Below are 17,728 nucleotides of genomic sequence, written 5' to 3'. Positions count from 1 at the left end.
AATTTAGCGACAATTACTTTCTCAAATCGTAATAAGACGCTTAATACCCCATCAGCGTCAGGCCTTCCAGCAGACGGGCATTGAACCGCTCAGGATCCTCGACCTGCGGCGAATGACCCAGATCGCTGAAACTCAGCAGGCGCGCATTGGGAATCTGTTGCGCCGCCTCACGCGCCAACTCGGGATAATTCCCCAAGACCGCCGCGACCTCGGGCGGCGCCCTGTCCCGGCCGATGGCCGTCTTGTCCCTCATGCCGATCATCAGCGTCGTCGGCACCCGGATCCGTCCGAACTCGTGTATCACCGGCTGCGAGAACACCATGTCGCTGGTCAGCGCCTGATTCCAGGCGACCCTGGCGCCGTCCGCTCCCGCATACATCCCCGCCAGCATGTCGACCCAGCGGTCATAGTCGGGCCGCCACTTGCCGTCGTAATACACCTTCATCTGATAGGCCTTGATCCGCTCGGCATCGGTCTTCAGCTCGCTCCGGTAGAGCTCGTCCACCGTCGCCGGCGGCACGCCCTTGGCCTGCCAGTCCTCCAGGCCGATGGGATTGACCAGCACCAATCCCGCCAACTGCCTCGGATAGGCCAGTGCATACCGGGCCGCCAGCATGCCGCCCATGGAGTGGCCGATCATGACCGGCTTTTCGATCTTGAGTTCCGACAGCAGACGCCGCGTGTTGGCGGCCAACTGCGTCAGGCTGAACTGGTAGGCCTCGGGCTTGCTCGACTTGCAGAACCCGATCTGGTCCGGCACGACCACCCGGTAGCCTGCGTCGCGCAAGGCGCCGATGGTCCGCTCCCAGGTAGCGCCGCAGAAATTCTTGCCATGCAGCAGGACAATCGTCCTGCCGTTCGGCGTCTCGGGTTTGACGTCCATATAGGCCATGGAAAGGGACTGACGCTGCGAATGCAGGACCAGGCGCTTCACCTCGAACGGATAGGAGAAGTCCTCCAGCATCGCTTCGGCACGCGCCGCGCCGGTCGCCAGGAGCGTCCCAGTCATCATGAGGATGGCGATCGCTTTCATGATAGTCTTCCCTTTGGTCTCGTCGGCGGCCTGCGCCGCGTCCAATCGCATGCGGTGATCCCCTGTCAGTTGTGCTATGATACGGCCTTCACCGCCTTTCGTCTGCCGCGCAGACCCGGTCTCACTGGCCTGCCACGCACGCGCTGCATAACAAAGAGGCACTAACCGGTTGCGCTTGCCGGTCGTTCGGCGCATGAACGCGCCCTTGCCGGATTCCCGTCGGATCCGGTCCTTTTGTCATTGAGATCGAGAATATGCCGTTTCCTGCGACCCATCCTGCTCTTGCTCGTGCTCTGACCGCGCGCGACTACAATGAACCGACGTCGGTTCAGCTTGCCGTGCTCGCGGACGAGGCAGCAGGACGCGACCTTCTGGTATCGGCGCAGACCGGTTCGGGCAAGACCGTGGCCTTCGGCCTTGCCATGGCGCCGACCCTCATGGGCGACGAGGAACGCTTCGGCTTCTCCGCCGAGCCGCTGGCCCTGATCATCGCCCCCACCCGGGAACTGGCCTTGCAGGTCCACCGCGAGCTGAGCTGGCTCTACGAGGACACCGGCGCGAAAATCGTCACCTGCGTCGGCGGCATGGACCCCCGGCAGGAAGCCCGCGCGCTCAACCAGGGCTGCCACATCGTCGTCGGCACCCCGGGCCGTCTGCGCGACCATCTCGAGCGCGGCCGTCTCGACACGTCCGCACTGCGCGCCGTGGTCCTCGACGAAGCCGATGAGATGCTCGACCTCGGCTTCCGCGAGGACCTGGAGTTCATCCTCGACGCGACGCCGTCCGAGCGCCGCACTCTGCTGTTCTCCGCCACCATCGCCCGCGAGATCGCGGCCTTGGCGCGCGGCTACCAGCGAGATGCGCTGCGTATCGACACCGTCCAGCGAAACCGTCCTCACGCCGATATCGAGTACCGCGCCATCCGCGTCGCGCCGAACGAGGTCGAGTTGGGCGTCGTCAACGTCCTGCGCCTGTTCGATGCCGGTGCCGCCCTGGTCTTCTGCTCGACCCGCGAGGCAGTCCGTCATCTCCACGCGAGCCTGGTCGAGCGCGGCTTCGCCGCCGTCGCCCTGTCCGGTGAGCTGACCCAGAACGAGCGCAACAACGCCCTGCAATCGCTGCGCGATGGCCGCACCAAGATTTGCGTCGCCACCGACGTCGCCGCCCGCGGCCTCGACCTGCCGCAGCTTGATCTGGTCATCCACGCCGATCTGCCGAACAACAAGGAAACCCTCCTGCACCGCAGCGGCCGCACGGGCCGCGCCGGACGCAAGGGCGTCTGCGTCCTGTTGGTCACCTACACGCGCGGCCGCCGCGCCCAGCAACTTTTGTCGTTGGCCGGTGTCGAGGCCGTCTGGGCCGGCCCGCCCACCGCCGAGGAAATCCGCAAGCGCGATAACGAGCGCTTCCTGCTCGACCCCATCTTCAACGACGCCGGCCCGGATGAAGACCTCAGCCTGGTTCAGCCCCTGCTCGAAGGCCGCACGCCCGAACAGCTCGCCCTCGCCCTCGCCCGCATCCAGCGCTCGCGTCTGCCCGAGCCCGAGGACCTGTTCGACAATGGCGGCTCCCGCGAGCCGCGCCGCGATGATCGCGCGCCGCGTGACGCCCGCGAGCCGCGCGAGCGCCGCTTCGACGACAAAGGGCCCGTCGGCGAAACCACTTGGTTCCGCCTCAACGTCGGCCGCCAGAAGAACGCCGATCCGAAATGGATCCTGCCGCTGCTCTGCCGTTTGGGTCACGTGACCAAGCGCGACATCGGCGCCATTCGCATCTTCGACCGGGAGACCAAGTTCGAAATCTCCAAGGACATGGCGGAGCGCTTCCAGTCGGCGCTGGCCAAATCCGAGGAGAAGGAATTCACCATCCAGCCCGCCGAGGCGCCCGCCCCGCGCGAGCGTTTCCAGGACCGCGATGGCGGCGAACGCGCGCCGCGTCCCGAACGCCGCGAATGGCGTGAACGGCCTGCGGAAGTCGCAGCGGCCGCCCCCGAACCGGCACCTGCCGCGGCTCCCGAGCCTTCTCAGGCGCCCGTTGAGACGCCTGCGGCGCCTCCCGCCGACTATGCCCGCGAGGAACGCGCGCCCTTCGATCCATTCGGCGGCGAGAAGCCCGCCCGCAAGAAAGAGCGCTGGGACGGCGCCAAGCGCCGCGACGCCAAGGTGCGCCGCGACTATACGGATCGCGCGGCGGCGGCAAGCGAACCCCGCGCGGAGCGGCCTGTCGCCGACAAGCCCGCGCGAACCAGGACATACCGGGACAAGGGCGCTCCCGAGCGTCCCGAGAAGTCGGGCTCCTACGCGCCGAAGCCATGGAAGCAAGGCCCCCGCGCCGACGCGCCGGCGCGGACGGACCCCACCATCTCGCTTCGCCGCCCAAGGACCGAGGATGCCGGCCCGGAGAAGTCTTTCCGTGATCGCGGCGCGGCGAAGGACAAGCCGTTCGCCAAGGGAAAGTTCGCCAAGGCCAAGCCGGGCGCCGAGCGTCCCAAGCGCTTTAACCCCAAGCGCGACGACAGCAAGACCGCGTCGGGCGACCGGCCGCTGCGGCGTAAACCGAGGTAAACCTGGGACTGGAGTTGGTTCTGTGAACGCCGGCCCGAAATAGAAGTCGGGCCGCCAGGATCGGAATGGGCTTGGGGGCTACAGATCCGATCGCGGCGGCCCGACTGACGAGGCCAACAATCGGATAGTCGCCCCTGACTGTGGCTGGATTACGTCCGCCTCGGGGTGAAGTTGAGACAATAAAAAAGAGGCCGGATCACTCCGGCCTCCCCTTGTAACCAGCATGCCTTCTAGCGGCACTTGCCGAACTTGTCCGGCGATGCCCCCGGGCCCCCGCGCGGGCCGGGCGGATTCTCCCAGTTGGTGCCCCGGCCACCGGCGGGACCGGGCGGGTTATCGTCCCGGTCATTCCAACAGCGCTTCGCCTGGTTCCAGTAGCCACGCTCAGGATGCCAGTACCCGAAACGTTCATTGAAGTAATAGCCGTTGTCGCGGACCACGAACGTGTAGTCCGTTCCCTGAATCCGGCGCACACGGTCGGGCGATGCGCCGGGGCCGCCGCGCGGGCCGGGCGGATTTTCCCAATTCGTCCCGGGACCTCCTGCCGGACCGGGCGGATTGTCGTCACGGTCACGGGCGGAAGCCGGAAAAGCAAAAGCCATCGACGCTACCGCGCCAACAATCAAACCATATGCCAAACGTTTCATGACACTCTCCTCATGCGGAAACGTTGAACGTCAGCCTCTTGCCCTTGAACGTCTCCATTACCGGAAAACCTTCGCGGGACAGCAACTAGAGGTTTGGCATATACGGCGGGTCAGCCGGAAAGTTGCACCGGCTATTGCTCGGCAGTGGATCGCTATTCCGCCGCGCGGGACAGGCGTGCTTCCGGACGCAGCGGATTCTGCTCCAGCCATACATCCACCCAATCGTGGAAATGCTGGACGCGTGCCTCGTCTTCGTTGAGCCAGGCCCGGGTGAACCCACGCGAGTGCATCCCGGCCTGCATGTCTTTCAGGTAGTGGATGTCCTGATCGATGGTGATGGTCATCGAGTGTCTGCCCGCGATCACGTCCTCGCGCGTGAACACCTCATGCTCGGGACGCTCCGAGCTGTCTAGCGGCGCCGCGTTCGGATCACCGACCAGGCTCAATCCGCGCCCGGCGTCGGCGGGCACATGGATTCTCAGGGTCCACTTGTCGAAGAAGCACTTGTCCGGATCGGTCGGATGCGGCCGCGGCCGCATCACCCACAATTCCTCCGGCTTGATGGTCATGATGATGTTCGGGAACAGATCGTACTGCAGCACGTCGGACACCTGATCGTCCGTGAAGCCCGAATAGTCGAAGCCCAGTTCCCTGCCCACCTCGCGCTTGCGCTGCTGGACCGCCTTGCGCAGGGTCGGCACCTTGCCCCTGAAATCTTCCGCGTCCAGTCCCAAAGGCCGGATCGCCGCCTGAAGCAACGACGGCAACTCCTCGGGCACGCCGTAACGCGGATTGGTGACATAGCCCTCGACCAGCACGCGGCGATGACCGAAGGGCCACAACTCGTTGGCGGCATCGCGGCAGTCCACGAAACTGGCGTGCTGCGGGTGGATGAAATCCACATGGTACTGTTCGTTGAAATTGTCGACGCAGGTTTTCCAGTTGGCATCAAGCGCCACTGTCTGGTCCTTGACCAGCACCATGTCCTCGAACCGGTACGGCGCCAGTTGCCCCTGCACCAGCCCGAGAAAATCGCCCAGCGGCGCGGCGTCTGGATCCATGTTGATCCAGACCAGCCCGGCCCACACCTCGGCCTTGACCGGTTTCAGCGATAACCGTTCCACCGGAAGGCCCTGAGAAAAACGTTCCTCGTCCGGGACGAGCTTGAGCGTGCCGTCCAGATGATACGTCCAGCCATGATAGGGGCAAGTGATCGCTGCGGCGGCTCCCCGTTCAGCGGTGACGATGCGGTTTCCCCGGTGCTGGCAGGCATTGTAGAACGCCGCCACCGTGCCGTTCTCCGCTCGGCTGACGATGATCGATTCCGCTCCAATATCGAAGACGAAGTAATCGCCCGGTTCGGCTACGTCCAGCGCAAGACCGGCAAGAAGCCATGTGCGAGTCCAGATGGCATTCCATTCCTGCATCATGAATGCGTGAGACGTGTAGCGGAATGCGTCCAACGTCGCCCGCTTGGATGGAACCGCCAGCGAGCCCGCTCCAAAATCGATGTAGGTGTTCGTTTGCGGCACTGTCATCTCCCCGAGCTGACGGCCCCGGATCTTCGACGTCCGCTGGCGGGCCGCTGAACAGATAGTGTATCACGGGCGAAGGGCGTGGGAACCTCCCACGCCCTTCCTTTATGTGCACGCTTAGAAGCGTGAGGTGACCTGGAAGGTGATCTCACGCGCCCGCAGCGAGTTGCCGAAGATATCGCCGGACAGACCACCCGGCTTATCCGCGGTACCACCGAGGATGCGCTCGTTGGCCAGATTGCGGCCGATGATGGCAAAGTCCCAACGGTCATCATCCGAATAGAGCCGGATGCTGGCGTTGATCTTCTGATACGAGCCCTGACGGGCACGGTCGTCGTTGGCCAGCGCCGTGTAGTAACCGCTTGAGAAGACCAGATCGCTGCTCAGACCCAGGCTCCAGCCATTGAACACCGGCACGTCATAAGAGATGCCGACACTGCCCGACCAGTCCGGCGCGAACACCAGAGGACGCCCGGTCAGGTCCTGTACCCCGCCCACGCAGCCATCCGCGACCGACTGACCGCGATAGCAAGGCGCGCCAGGGAACTCGGAATAGCGGGCGCGGTTGTAGCCGGCCTGTCCGCGTAGGATCAGTTCATCCGTGACCTGGAAGTTGGTCTCCAGTTCCAGACCAGTGGTCCGGGCGCTCGCGGCGTTCCGGATCTGGAACGACGTGGTGGCGGAATCGAATGCGCTGACCTGCAGATTGCTGAAACTGTACCGATAGCCCGTAAGGTTCAGGCGAAGTCTTCCATCGAGCAGGGTGCTCTTCAGGCCCACTTCGAAACCCTCGGATGATTCAGCGTCGAAACGGACAGAATCACTGTCGGCGTTCCAGGCGATAACCGTGTTGGTCGAGAAGCCGCCTGACTTGTAGCCGGTCTTATACGCGCCGTAGAGCGTCACTTCCGGAATCGGCGTCCAGGTCAGCGTTACTTCCGGCGAAATGTCGTCATCTTTAAACTCGCTGAAGATCGGATCGTTCTCCGCCTTCATGAAGGGGAGCGCGGGATTACCGAAGAAGAACTCCATCAACGGATTGACGAAAGTATTGACCTGCACCGAGGACTTGCTTTCCTTGGTGTAGCGCGCCCCAGCCGCCAGTTCCAGTTCCGGCGTCACATCCCAGATCGCTTGCGCGAATGCCGAATAGGTATCGCCCTTGATCGTGGATTCGCCGCCCCAGTTATTGGTATTGCCCGTCACCGGATCGGGACCGATGGCCGCGATCTTGCCGCGGTTGTCGGAATCGCGCGATACGTGTTCGTAGAACGCCCCGAGCATGAAGTTGAAAGGCCCGTCGAACGTGCTCAGCAGGCGCAACTCCTGGCTCCAGGTCGTGCTCTTCTCGAGCTGGATACCCATGAACTGGATCTGAGACGTGCCATCGAAATTGTCCCAACGGACGTAATCGTAATAGTACAGGCCGGTCTGGGACGTCAGTGTGAAGTTGTCCGTCGTGTAGTTCATATTGAGGGTCGTCAGGACGGTATCCACAGTCGTGTAGGTCTGACCGCCCTTCTTTTCCGTTCCCTCGTACCCGGCGATGATCTCGTCGGGCAACTGTCCCTGGGACATGACGCCGTTCTGTTCGCAATCGCCATAGGGATCGACGAGCGTGATCCCGCTAAGCAGCGGAATGGTGATTGGCTTCGGGCCCGAACATGAGATGACCTCGTTGGTGGATGAGCCGTCATCGCTGTACTTGGCGCCCAGAACCTTGAGCGTCGCGTCGAAATTGTCGCTCGGCTCCACCGCGAACGTGATACGACCGATATGTTCTTCCTGCGAACCACGGCGCGGATCGGTAGTGCCGGGGAAATCGTAGGGCTCGTTGGCGTAGGGATTGCCCGGCGTGAACGGGAGCGGCGCCGTGACCGGACCCGCGACATTCTTCAGCCAGCCCTTCTGAGTACGTCCGCGATAGGCGACGCGAAGGCCTACCTTGTCGTTGATCGGACCGGACGCGATCGCCTCGCCGATGATTTCGTCGGCTTCGATTTCGTAGGACAGGCGGCCGATGAACTCCCACTCGTCACCCGGACCGTTACTGGTCAGCGAAATGACGCCCGCAGGGCTGTTCTTTCCGAAAAACAGGGCCTGCGGCCCCTTCAACACTTCCACGCTACCGACGTCGAACATGCCGGCGCGAATGATATGCCCGCGATTGATCTGCATGCCGTCCATATTGACGGTCACGCTGGAATCGATACCCGGATCGCCTGAAGAAGATCCCAAGCCGCGGATGTGGAAAGACGCACCGGCGCCGGAACCGGCCGGCACCATGATCACCTGACTGGCCATTTCACCGATCTTCGAGAGATCGACGGCGCGATATTGTTCGACATCGGCCGCGGTAAAGGTCTGCATCGCGACCGGCACGTCCTGGGCATCTTCCTCGCGCTTACGCGCGCTGACGATGACTGTTTCCGGATCTGCGGCAAAAGCGGGCGCGGCATCCCATCCCACGATTGCTATGGCGGCTACCGACAGCAACAGCCCACGCGAGGATGTAAATGGCCGATAGCCCTGACGGCTACTTGTTAGTTTCATGAATTATTTTCCCTCCCCAGGGATGACCGCCCTACAGCGACTGCCGGGAATAGCGGACCCGCATTCTACGGCGCGGTCTCGCCTGGCCGACACTGCCAGCGGAATGGCATGACGGTAGCCCGGTCAAAACGCATTAATCAATGATTAATTTATATTTCAAATTCTATCTAACCCGCTATCTCTATATAAAACAACAGTTTTAAAAAGTCTCTATTGACGAATAAAAGCAAGACAGACCGTCTTTTGCGCCGAGCTGTCGAGTGTGGAACCGGTGACCCTGACGGGTCGTTCCTTCAGCGCCTCTGGAGACTCCCGCATGGACGCCACGATCGCCGCCTCGATTCCCAAGGGACTGAAGCTCGTCGCGAGTGACTCGTTGCCTATCCTCCGGCGCCGGTGCGGGCGCGGTTACCTCTATTTCGATGCCTCGGGATGCCGTGTGAACGATCCCGCCATTCTCGATCGCATCCGGCGGCTGGCCATCCCGCCCGCATATGAAGACGTCCGTATCGCGGCCCACGCCAAGGCCCACCTTCAGGCCATCGGCCGCGATCAAGCAGGGCGCGTGCAATATCGCTATCATCCCGACTGGGAACACGTTCGCGAGGAAAACAAGGCGGGCCAACTCGCCGCGATCTGCGCCGTTCTGCCGCGCATCAGGCGGCGTATCCGTGCCGATCTCGCGCTGCCCGACACCTGCGCGCGCAAGGCGCTCGCTGGCATTGTCATGCTGATCGACCGCACCCACATCCGCATCGGCTGCGAGAACTATGTCCATTCGGGCCGCAGCCGCGGCGCATCGACACTGCTCAAGCGCAACGTCCAGCACCGGGAAGAATGGCTCGATGTGTCTTTTCGCGGCAAGGGCGGCAAGGCTTTCGCCTTTTCCGCCCGTATCCCCTTGCTCGCCCGGGCCATACCGGACTGGCTCGATCTGCCGGGAACGCGGCTTTTTCAGTATCGCAACCAGGATGGCAAGGTTTGCCGGGTGAATGCTGGCGACACCAATGCCTATCTCCAGGAAATCTCCGGCGTTCCCATCACGGCGAAGACCTTCCGGACCATGGCCGCCAGCGCCGCCGCGACGGAGAAGCTTGGCTTGTGCGAACCGGCATCCTCGCCAACGGCCCGCCGCAGGCAGATCAAGGCGGTGATGAGCGAAATTGCCGACATGCTGGGCAATACCCCCACCATCGTCCGCAAGAGCTATGTCCACGGCAAGGTCCTCGACGCGTTCGAGGCGGAAACACTTTCCGGTATTTACGAAGCCGCGAAATCGGCCCGCTTCATGTCCCGCCGGGAAGTCGCGCTGGCGCGTCTCTTCGCCGGCTAAAGCAATGGCTGAAGAGGCGCGCCGCCCGGCGGCGACGCGCCCTCGGGTCGTGGGGCTCAAAACTCCCCGCTCACCTCGATACCCCAGCTCCAACCCTCGCCCACCGTGCCCGCCGCAAAGAGCGGCGCGATGATCGACGGCGTCTCGTAGCGTTCATTGGTCAGGTTCCGGCCGAACACAGTCACCTTGTAGCGCTCCCACATATAGGAGACCGATGCGCTCAGATCGTCGCGCGGCGGTACCCGACCCAGCGTCTGGTTCAGCAGATTGCCTTCCACCTTGCTGATATAGCTGTACTTGGCATTGATCTGCAGATCGCCCGGCCCCAGCGGTATCGTGAAAGCACCGCCAATGCCCACGGTCAGCTTGGGTGCATTGCGCGGGCTGAGATAGCTGGCATCGACGATGCATTCCGGCGCGCCCGTGCAATTGTCGTTCGGGTTTACATCGGTAAAGAAGTTCTTGTACTTGGCATCCAGATACCCCACCGATCCGAAGAGGCTCAAATTCTCGGTGACCGCGGCCTGAATTTCGCCCTCGATGCCCTGATAGACGACGTTCGCCACATTGCTGAACACCGTGGCCACCGTGTTGGTGGAGTCGTCGAACTGGACCGCCTGTTCCTGCTTGTTCTTGAACGTGTTGCGGAACAGCGCGATGTTCGTCTGCAATCGGTTGTCGAACCATTGCGCCTTGAGGCCCAGTTCGATGGACTGGGAGTGCTCGGGATCGTACTGGTCACGCTCGAAGTCGGCCACGTTCTGGTTCACGCCAAAGAAGCCGCCCGAATGCCAGCCTTCCGAATAGGAACCGTAGAGCATGACATTGTCGGTCGCCTTCCAGGACAGGCCGACCTTCGGCGAAATGTCCTTCCAGCTGTTCTTCAGGTCCGCATAGGCCGGATAACCGACCTCATCCACCCGGTCGAGCGGCGCCAGATAGGCCTGGGCCGCGATGAAGTGTTTCTTCTCGTAGGTCCAGCGGATACCCGCTTCCAGCGTCCAGCCGGGCATGAACTCCCAGTCGGCATGGGCGAACGCGGCCTGCGACGTGGTCTTCTGGTCCTCGAACAGCTTTTGCACCAGCTTGGGACCATAGGCACGCACGCCCGCGCCCCTGTCGCACTCCACCTGGCCGAACAGCGCCTTCACGTTCGACCCGTCGGGACGCGGCGCAAGACAGGCCTCGACCGGAGTACTGTACCCTGTGAAGCCGGCCAGCGACGGATCGAGCCAGCTGTTGGCCGCAAGCGAGTACCCGCTCAAGGCGCCGATGAACGTCCAGAAATCGCCGCCGGTAACCCAGTTCTGGTTGAACTTGCTGTTCCAGTAATAGGTGCCGACCAGCGCGTTGATCTTGCCGATCGACGTGTCCCAGCTGCCTTCCAGGCGCAACTCTCCGCTGAACTGCTCGAACTCGTTATCGCGCTCGATGGTGATGTGATCGACGCTCGTGCCGTCGAAGTCGTACTTGCGGTACTCCTTCATGTCCCGGTAGCCGAACAACCCGACCAGCTTCATCTCCTCGCTGAGGCTCGCGGAAACATCAAGCGTGTAGGCATTGGTGTTAACACGGCCCGGATTGGGCAGGTCGGTCGCGATGGTCTTGCGCGGAAAATCCACCTGGGTCCGGCACGGCACGCTCGGGACGGCGCTGATCAGGCCCGGCAGGAAGCATGACAGGAAACCGCCCGCATAGTTGGGATCTTCCGGCCGCCCCGTCGCCGGCAGCACGCCGGGCGCGAAGTTCCAGTTGGTCAGATAGGCGCCGCCCTGGCTGTGGTCCTCGAACCGCTCGACGGTCAGCTTGACCTCCAGCCATTCGTTCGGCGTGGCGAGCAGCGTCAGGCCGTAGTTCATGTAGTCGCGCTGCGGCTGGGTCGAATTCAGATACTCATTCTTGTAGTAGCCGTCGCGCTGCAAGTTGGTGAAGAAGCCCTTCACCGCCAGCTTGTCGCGAACGATCGGCGCGTTGAAGACGCCCCTGAATTCATGCTGGTTCCAGCGCCCGAATGTGTATTGCAGCTTGGCGCCGAACTCGCCGGTCGGCCGGCTGCGCACCGCGTTCAGCACGCCGCCCACCGTATTGCGGCCGTAAAGCGTCCCTTGCGGGCCGCGCAGGATCTCGATGCGTTCGATGTCGAAATTCTCGATGATCTGCCCCGACAGCGACCCCAGATAGATGCCGTCGATCATGATGGCGATCGGGGAGTCGAACGAATTGTCGTCCGTGCGCGTCGGGCTGATGCCGCGAATGGTGATCGCGGCCGCACCGGCGCGCGATGGATCGTTGTCGATGCGCACGTTGGCGGAATAGCCGTTCAGATCGCGCAGGTCGCGCACCGTCGCCTGCTCCAGTTCCTGGGTCAGGGCGGTCATTGCCACCGGCACGTCCTGCGCCGACTCCTCCTGCTTGCGCGCCGTCACCAGCACCGTCTCGAGCCTTGGCCCCGCCTTTCGCGACACGTCGGCGGCGGTTGCCTGCGCCATCTGCGTCGGCGCCTCGTCCTGAGCAATCGCCGCCCCTCCGAAGGGCAACAGGGCTGGCAAAGCAACCACTAGTGAGTGAAACACACGCGGCCTGATCAACCGCGCGAAAGACCCGGTAACCATACGTCCCTCCCCCGTTTAGCGGACGGTGGATCCATGAGTCGTGGATTGATCGGCGCTCCGTTCCCGCAAGCGCTCGTCTACAAGGCTCACTCCAGCGTCCATAAACGCAAGGGTAACCCGCAAAAATTGCATTAATCAATGATTAATTTTTACATCTGCGGAGAATTTTTATTTATAAGATATTGATTTATATACAATATTAACGATATTACAAGATTTTTACAGTCAATCTTGTCTGATTTTTTATGCTCTCTCGGAAGCATCATTGCCACTCCGGCGTAACAGCCAATATCGTCGGTGACTTGCCCCGCTGGAGTGGGAACGTATGCGTTTTCCGGGTCCATCGAGCTTTGAGAAGGCGCGAGACGTTGCATTCAATCAGCGCCTGCCCGACATAGTCTCCATGCACCCGATCTCATCTCAACGCCTCCGCTCCCCTGAAAGGAGCTTCTGATGCTATCTCGTCGTTCGTTCCTGCGCGCCGGTCTGTCGCTGTCCGTCACCGGCCTGATCGCGAGGAATGGTCTCGCAGGCACCGCCGCTTTTGACGGGTCCACTGTCTTGGCCAAGCTGGAGGCCACCCAAGGCGGGAGGCTGGGCGTCGCGGCGCTGGACACGGCAACCGGATCGCGGATCGACCACCGGGCCGATGAACGCTTTCCCTTGTGCAGCACATTCAAGTTCCTCGCCGCCGCCTATGTGCTGGCCCGTGTCGACGCAGGCGACGAGACGCTTGACCGTGTGCTGACCTATGGCAAGGGCGACATCGTCGCCCACTCGCCGGCGACCGCGCCGCGGCTGGGCACTGGCATGACCATCGGCGCGCTCTGCGAAGCTACCATGACCTTGAGCGACAACACCGCAGCCAACCTGCTTCTCGCGACCTTCGGCGGGCCGGAAGGTCTGACACGCTATCTGCGGTCCCTGGGCGACGACATCACCCGCCTCGACCGGATCGAGCCCGCACTGAACGAGGCGACGCCGGGCGACCCGCGCGACACGACCTCGCCTGCGGCCATGCTCGCGACCATGCACCGCCTCCTGCTGGGCGACGCCCTTTCCCCGGCCTCCCGCCGCATGCTCACCCACTGGCTGGTCGCCAACCAGACAGGCGACAACCGCATCAGGGCCGGCGTGCCCGCCGCATGGAAGGTCGGCGACAAGACCGGCGGCGGCGCCTATGGCACCACGAACGACATCTCCATTCTGTGGCCACAGGGCCGGGCGCCGGTTCTGCTCGCCGTCTATCTGACGGAAACCAACGCCGCCGCGGCTGACCGGGAAGCCACCATCGCGCAGGTTGCTCGAACAATCTCTAAGGAGGGGTGGCCTCACCCGTAAGGGATCGCCAAAACCCTCGCGAGTGTCTCTCACGTTCGGGCTGAGCTAGGCATATCTCGAGGGCGGAAAAGGAAAAGGCGCCCGGACTGGGTGATCCGCGGCGCCCTTCAAACCCTCGATCCCGGCTGGGAGCTGTGAACAGCCTTTGGAATGGGCGAACAGGTTCGTTCCAAGAAAGAGGCGGTGTGCTGGCCTCTTGACCCGCCTTAAACGCCGTGTTGCGGCCACGGTTCCCGCGCAATTGATAAAATTCATACACGAAGAAAAATTCGCCTCGACCATCCGGAAGGCATCGGTCAAGCCAGAGATTTCAACAAAGAAATCAAATTCTTAGGCTTTCCTCACAAAAGCGTCCGAACTGACGGAATCGCCAGTGGCCACTCCGATTTACCCCATGCTACGCAGAGCGGATGCCTCGAAGAAGGCCAAAAAATGGGTCCATCAAGGATCCGCCACCCATGGGGAGATACAGATGAGACATGCCAGACATTGGACAGGCCTGCTTTCGGCCGGTGTCGCGGGCGCGATGCTTGCCCTGCCGGCTCATTCGCAAGACGCCCCGGCGGCAGCGCCGGAAAGGGCGTCCATCGGCGCGCTCGAAAGCATCACGGTCAAGGGCACGAAGCGCGAAACCGACCAGCAGGAAACACCTCTCGCCGTGTCGACCATCACCGACCAGCAACTGGCGAACACGTTCAAGACCGACATCACCGCCGTGAGCCAGTTGGCGCCGAACGTCACCTTGAATCCGGTGGCGGGCTTCCGCGCCGTCGCGGGCGGCATCCGCGGTACGGGCGGCAACCAGATCCTGGTCACCAGTAATTCGTCGGTCGCCGTTCTGGTCGATGAATTCGGCCTCAACAGCGTGCAATCGCAGTTCGTCAACCTGTTCGACATTGAACAGATCGAAATCTTCCGCGGACCGCAGGGCACCCTGTTCGGCAAGAACGCCACGGGCGGCGCGATCGTCATCGAAACCAAGCGGCCCGTGATCAACGAGTTCTCCGGCGACATCGAGCTGAAGACCGGCTTCTATTCGGTCAACGGCGCCAAGCTGGCATCGGGCAAGGTGGCCATCAACGTCCCCATCGTCGAGGACAAGCTGGCCATCCGCATGTCCGCCATCTACGACTATGACGATGGCTATTACCGCAACAACAAACCGGCCAGCGGTTTCCCGAACAACATCCCGATCTACGCGGCCTACGGCCTGCCCACGGTCAATCCGCCTCTGCCGCCCGAGCTGGATACCACCGCCCAGCGCGCGGGCGAACACCTGAACGGCACGGACGTCTTCGCCGGCAAGGTGAAGGCGCTGTTCACGCCCAGCGACAATTACGAAGCCTATTTCATCTTCGAGTTCCTGCGCGACCGGTCGGACAGCCCGCCCGTGGTCAATGAATCGCCCGCCATCGGCGAAATCGATCCCTTCAGCGGGCCGCAGAACATGCTGCTGCCGCGCCTTGGCTTCGATGGCGTCAACACCGTCGGTCTCAGCCGCAAGGAACGCCTCAGCACCGGCATCAGCAACAACTGTATCGGCGGCAACCCTCGCGGCATCTGCGTGCCCGCCGGTCACCGGGTCGACGTGCAGGGCTACCACCTGCACCAGAGCCTGGATCTGGACGACGTGACGTTCAAGCTGATCACCGGCTATCGCGAGATGACCGAAATCCTGCCCAGCACTTATTCGGGAGAAGCGTTCGCGACCCTGTTCGACGCCAGCCGCAACAGCAAGCGCAACCAGCTCCAGCTGGAGCTGCGCGCCGCCACCACCTTCGACGGCCCGCTCAACTTCGTTGCCGGCGGCGTCTACAGCGAGGACAACCTCAACTATGTGGCCTATTCGCTGGCTGGCCTGACCGGCCTGCTGCCGCAGACCGATGCCTATTTCGGCCGTCCCACCAACGGCAATCCCTTCCTTGACGATCGGGGCTTCATCAACCTCGACCTCGACCCCATGACCGACGCCGCGGTCACCGCCGTGGGCCAGAAGCAGTCGAGCTATGCCTTCTATCTGGACGGCTCCTACAACGTCACCGACCGGCTCAAGCTGACCGGCGGCGTCCGTTACACCTACGACCGCAAGCTGTTCTCGCGGCGCCAGAACCCGGGCGGCCCCTGCACCGCGCTGACGCCCTACAAGGACATCCGGCCGCTTGACGCCACCCAGCCGCCGAGCCTGTCGAACTGCCTGTTCGATGCACGCTCCAACGCCGTGTCGCGCTCGGGCATGAGCATCAACGAGATCGATCCGTTCACCGTGCCCCTGCCGGACTCGGCCTTCGACTTGGTGCTGGATGATGTGAAGGGCACCTGGGACAAGATCACCTGGCGCGCGGTCGTCGATTACAAGCTGGCCGATACGGCCATGGCGTATGTCAGCTATTCGACCGGCTACATGTCCGGCGGCTTCACCGAGCAGTGCTCCAGCGTCAAGACCTGCCGCCCTTACGATCCGGAAACCAACTGGAACCTGGAAGCGGGCCTGAAGGCGGATTTCTTCGACAACACGCTGCGCACGAACCTGGCCGTCTTCTACACCCGCTTCAGCGACCTGCTGCGGGCCCAGTCCGTGCCGTTCACCAACCGCGCCGGCGTCACCACGCAGGAAGTCATCAACGTCAACGCCGGCAAGTCGCGCGCCTGGGGCGTCGAACTGGAGACCACCTGGGTGCCGACCGACAACCTGCGCTTCAACTTCAGCGCCGGTTACTTGGATCATGACTACAAGGAATTCGTCCTCGACCTGAACGGCGACGAAATCCTTGATCCGGTCACCGAGGACATCGCCTATCTCACGGTGCCGTTCTCGCCGCGCTGGAAGCTCAGCGGCGGCATCACCTACGACATGCTGCTTGGCAACAGCGGTACGCTGACCGCCAACACCACCGTCAACTATTCGTCGGTGTCCGAGACGCTGGTCTACAACTCGCTCTACACCCAGCTCGAGGCGCGGACCCTGTGGGATGCCAACCTGACCTGGCGCGATCTTGAGGAGCGCTACCGCGTCACCCTCTATGCCAAGAATCTGCTGAACCAGATCAAGCGCAATGCCGGCAATTCTGTCGGCGGTCTGTGGGCCTACACCATGTACGGCGCCCCGCGCGAGATCGGCATCGAGGTCGGCTTCCACTTCTAGAATTCATCGGAGAGCCGGCGTCTCGTGCGCCGGTCACTCCCCTTCACTTCCCCCGTCCGCATGTCGCGGGCGGGGGATTTCTTTTGCTCTCAGATGACGGCGCCGATCATGCCCAGCTGCGCGGCCTTGGCGACCGCCTGCGTCCGGCTGACGGCATTCAGCTTCGCCACCGCCTTGTCGACATGAAAGCGGGCAGTCGACATGGAACGGCCGATGATCGCGGCAATCTCCGTATCCGTCTTTCCCAGCGCCACCCAGGTCAGGCATTCGATCTCCCGGCGGCTCAGGCTGAACGCCCGTTCTGCCGCCAGGCTTTCCATCTCGCTGTCGGCGAGCGCCATGAAGTAGTGGCCCAGCAGAATGAAACTGTCCTTGTGTGCCTCCAGAACCCGGTCGAAATTGAACTTCCGGTCGAAGCTGAACCAGGTGACCGATCCGATCCGGCTGAACGGCAGATGCACGGGCGTCGTGATACCGCCGGTGACGCCCAGTTCGGCGAGAAAATCCAGCACCCGTTCCTGCGGCGCCTCGATCCGCGTCGGCACCGGACAGGCGAAGCTGTCGCTGCGCCAGGCGAAGGGCAGCGACGACAGCCTGCAGGCCGCGCCGACCGGACTGAACGGCGTCAGTTCCTCCGAGGACCAGCCGGTGAGGATATCCGGAGACCAGCCAAGCGCCGCGGCAAGGGTGCCCCCCGTGCCGTCCCCCAGCAGGCGGTTGGATGAATAGTCGCCATTCACCGTGACCATGGGCAGGCCGAGCAACTCGCCGGCCCCCTTCAGGACAGGGATGGCTTCTTCGAGGGTTTCTGCCGCGCGCAGCTGTGCGACCGCGGCCCTAAGCGCTCGTTTCATAATAATTTTTCCCCACTAACCCCCTCCCCAAAATCTAGCAGGATCGAGAGTTCCCGTAGGCCCGCCTGCGGGAAGTATAATGGCGAGGGCGGTAATGTCCATTGCCGCACCCGT

At 62.7% G+C, this 17,728-nt stretch carries 10 protein-coding genes; 4 read left to right on the top strand and 6 right to left on the bottom strand.

Annotated elements, in window-relative coordinates:
* Positions 1–40 precede the first annotated feature (40 nt).
* Positions 41–1,033 (bottom strand): alpha/beta hydrolase, encoded by a 993-nt coding sequence (locus WJU17_RS18625; RefSeq protein ID WP_346328893.1) that lies wholly within the window; start codon positions 1,031–1,033, stop codon positions 41–43.
* Between the two features lie 254 nt (positions 1,034–1,287).
* Here WJU17_RS18625 and WJU17_RS18620 point away from each other — a divergent pair, with 254 nt between their 5' ends.
* Positions 1,288–3,597 carry a DEAD/DEAH box helicase gene (locus WJU17_RS18620; RefSeq protein WP_346328892.1) on the top strand — a complete coding sequence of 770 codons (2,310 nt, stop codon included), beginning with the start codon at positions 1,288–1,290 and terminating at the stop codon, positions 3,595–3,597.
* Positions 3,598–3,827: 230 nt separating this feature from the next.
* Here WJU17_RS18620 and WJU17_RS18615 read toward each other — a convergent pair whose 3' ends face one another.
* The 3 genes from WJU17_RS18615 to WJU17_RS18605 all read right to left on the bottom strand — a co-directional run bounded on the left by WJU17_RS18615 (position 3,828) and on the right by WJU17_RS18605 (position 8,332).
* Positions 3,828–4,244, bottom strand: a complete 417-nt coding sequence (locus WJU17_RS18615) for a hypothetical protein (RefSeq protein ID WP_346328891.1) — start codon at positions 4,242–4,244, stop codon at positions 3,828–3,830.
* A 152-nt stretch (positions 4,245–4,396) separates the two neighbouring features.
* Positions 4,397–5,776: an aromatic ring-hydroxylating dioxygenase subunit alpha gene (locus WJU17_RS18610; protein WP_346328890.1), complete on the bottom strand. Its 1,380-nt coding sequence runs from the start codon at positions 5,774–5,776 to the stop codon at positions 4,397–4,399.
* 120 nt (positions 5,777–5,896) lie between these two features.
* Positions 5,897–8,332, bottom strand: a complete 2,436-nt coding sequence (locus tag WJU17_RS18605; protein WP_346328889.1) for a TonB-dependent receptor — start codon at positions 8,330–8,332, stop codon at positions 5,897–5,899.
* Positions 8,333–8,648: 316 nt separating this feature from the next.
* Between WJU17_RS18605 and WJU17_RS18600 the strand changes: the two genes are divergently transcribed.
* Complete coding sequence (locus WJU17_RS18600; protein ID WP_346328888.1) at positions 8,649–9,665, top strand: DNA topoisomerase IB; 1,017 nt, start codon at positions 8,649–8,651, stop codon at positions 9,663–9,665.
* 56 nt (positions 9,666–9,721) lie between these two features.
* Here the strand turns inward: WJU17_RS18600 and WJU17_RS18595 are convergent, their stop codons facing one another.
* Complete coding sequence (locus tag WJU17_RS18595) at positions 9,722–12,154, bottom strand: TonB-dependent receptor (protein WP_346328887.1); 2,433 nt, start codon at positions 12,152–12,154, stop codon at positions 9,722–9,724.
* Between the two features lie 576 nt (positions 12,155–12,730).
* Between WJU17_RS18595 and bla the strand changes: the two genes are divergently transcribed.
* On the top strand, positions 12,731–13,618 hold the full coding sequence (bla, locus tag WJU17_RS18590) for a class A beta-lactamase (protein WP_346328886.1): 888 nt from the start codon (positions 12,731–12,733) through the stop codon (positions 13,616–13,618).
* Between the two features lie 472 nt (positions 13,619–14,090).
* Positions 14,091–16,760 (top strand): TonB-dependent receptor, encoded by a 2,670-nt coding sequence (locus WJU17_RS18585; protein ID WP_346328885.1) that lies wholly within the window; start codon positions 14,091–14,093, stop codon positions 16,758–16,760.
* 89 nt (positions 16,761–16,849) lie between these two features.
* Here the strand turns inward: WJU17_RS18585 and WJU17_RS18580 are convergent, their stop codons facing one another.
* Positions 16,850–17,614 (bottom strand): LuxR C-terminal-related transcriptional regulator, encoded by a 765-nt coding sequence (locus WJU17_RS18580; protein ID WP_346328884.1) that lies wholly within the window; start codon positions 17,612–17,614, stop codon positions 16,850–16,852.
* Positions 17,615–17,728 lie beyond the last annotated feature (114 nt).

Origin of the sequence: Iodidimonas sp. SYSU 1G8, from assembly GCF_039655775.1 — a bacterium.
In the GTDB taxonomy this organism is placed as follows: Bacteria; Pseudomonadota; Alphaproteobacteria; order SMXS01; family SMXS01; genus RI-34.
The sequence above is the reverse complement of the archived record's forward strand: the minus strand, read 5'-3'. Positions and strand labels throughout refer to the sequence as shown.

Coding starts and splice junctions, on each gene's coding strand:
- WJU17_RS18580 (WP_346328884.1), bottom strand. CDS start 17,614: ATGAAACGAGCGCTTAGGGCCGCGGTCGCACAGCTGCGCGCGGCAGAA.
- WJU17_RS18625 (WP_346328893.1), bottom strand. CDS start 1,033: ATGAAAGCGATCGCCATCCTCATGATGACTGGGACGCTCCTGGCGACC.
- WJU17_RS18600 (WP_346328888.1), top strand. CDS start 8,649: ATGGACGCCACGATCGCCGCCTCGATTCCCAAGGGACTGAAGCTCGTC.
- bla (WP_346328886.1), top strand. CDS start 12,731: ATGCTATCTCGTCGTTCGTTCCTGCGCGCCGGTCTGTCGCTGTCCGTC.
- WJU17_RS18605 (WP_346328889.1), bottom strand. CDS start 8,332: ATGAAACTAACAAGTAGCCGTCAGGGCTATCGGCCATTTACATCCTCG.
- WJU17_RS18615 (WP_346328891.1), bottom strand. CDS start 4,244: ATGAAACGTTTGGCATATGGTTTGATTGTTGGCGCGGTAGCGTCGATG.
- WJU17_RS18595 (WP_346328887.1), bottom strand. CDS start 12,154: ATGGCGCAGGCAACCGCCGCCGACGTGTCGCGAAAGGCGGGGCCAAGG.
- WJU17_RS18620 (WP_346328892.1), top strand. CDS start 1,288: ATGCCGTTTCCTGCGACCCATCCTGCTCTTGCTCGTGCTCTGACCGCG.
- WJU17_RS18585 (WP_346328885.1), top strand. CDS start 14,091: ATGAGACATGCCAGACATTGGACAGGCCTGCTTTCGGCCGGTGTCGCG.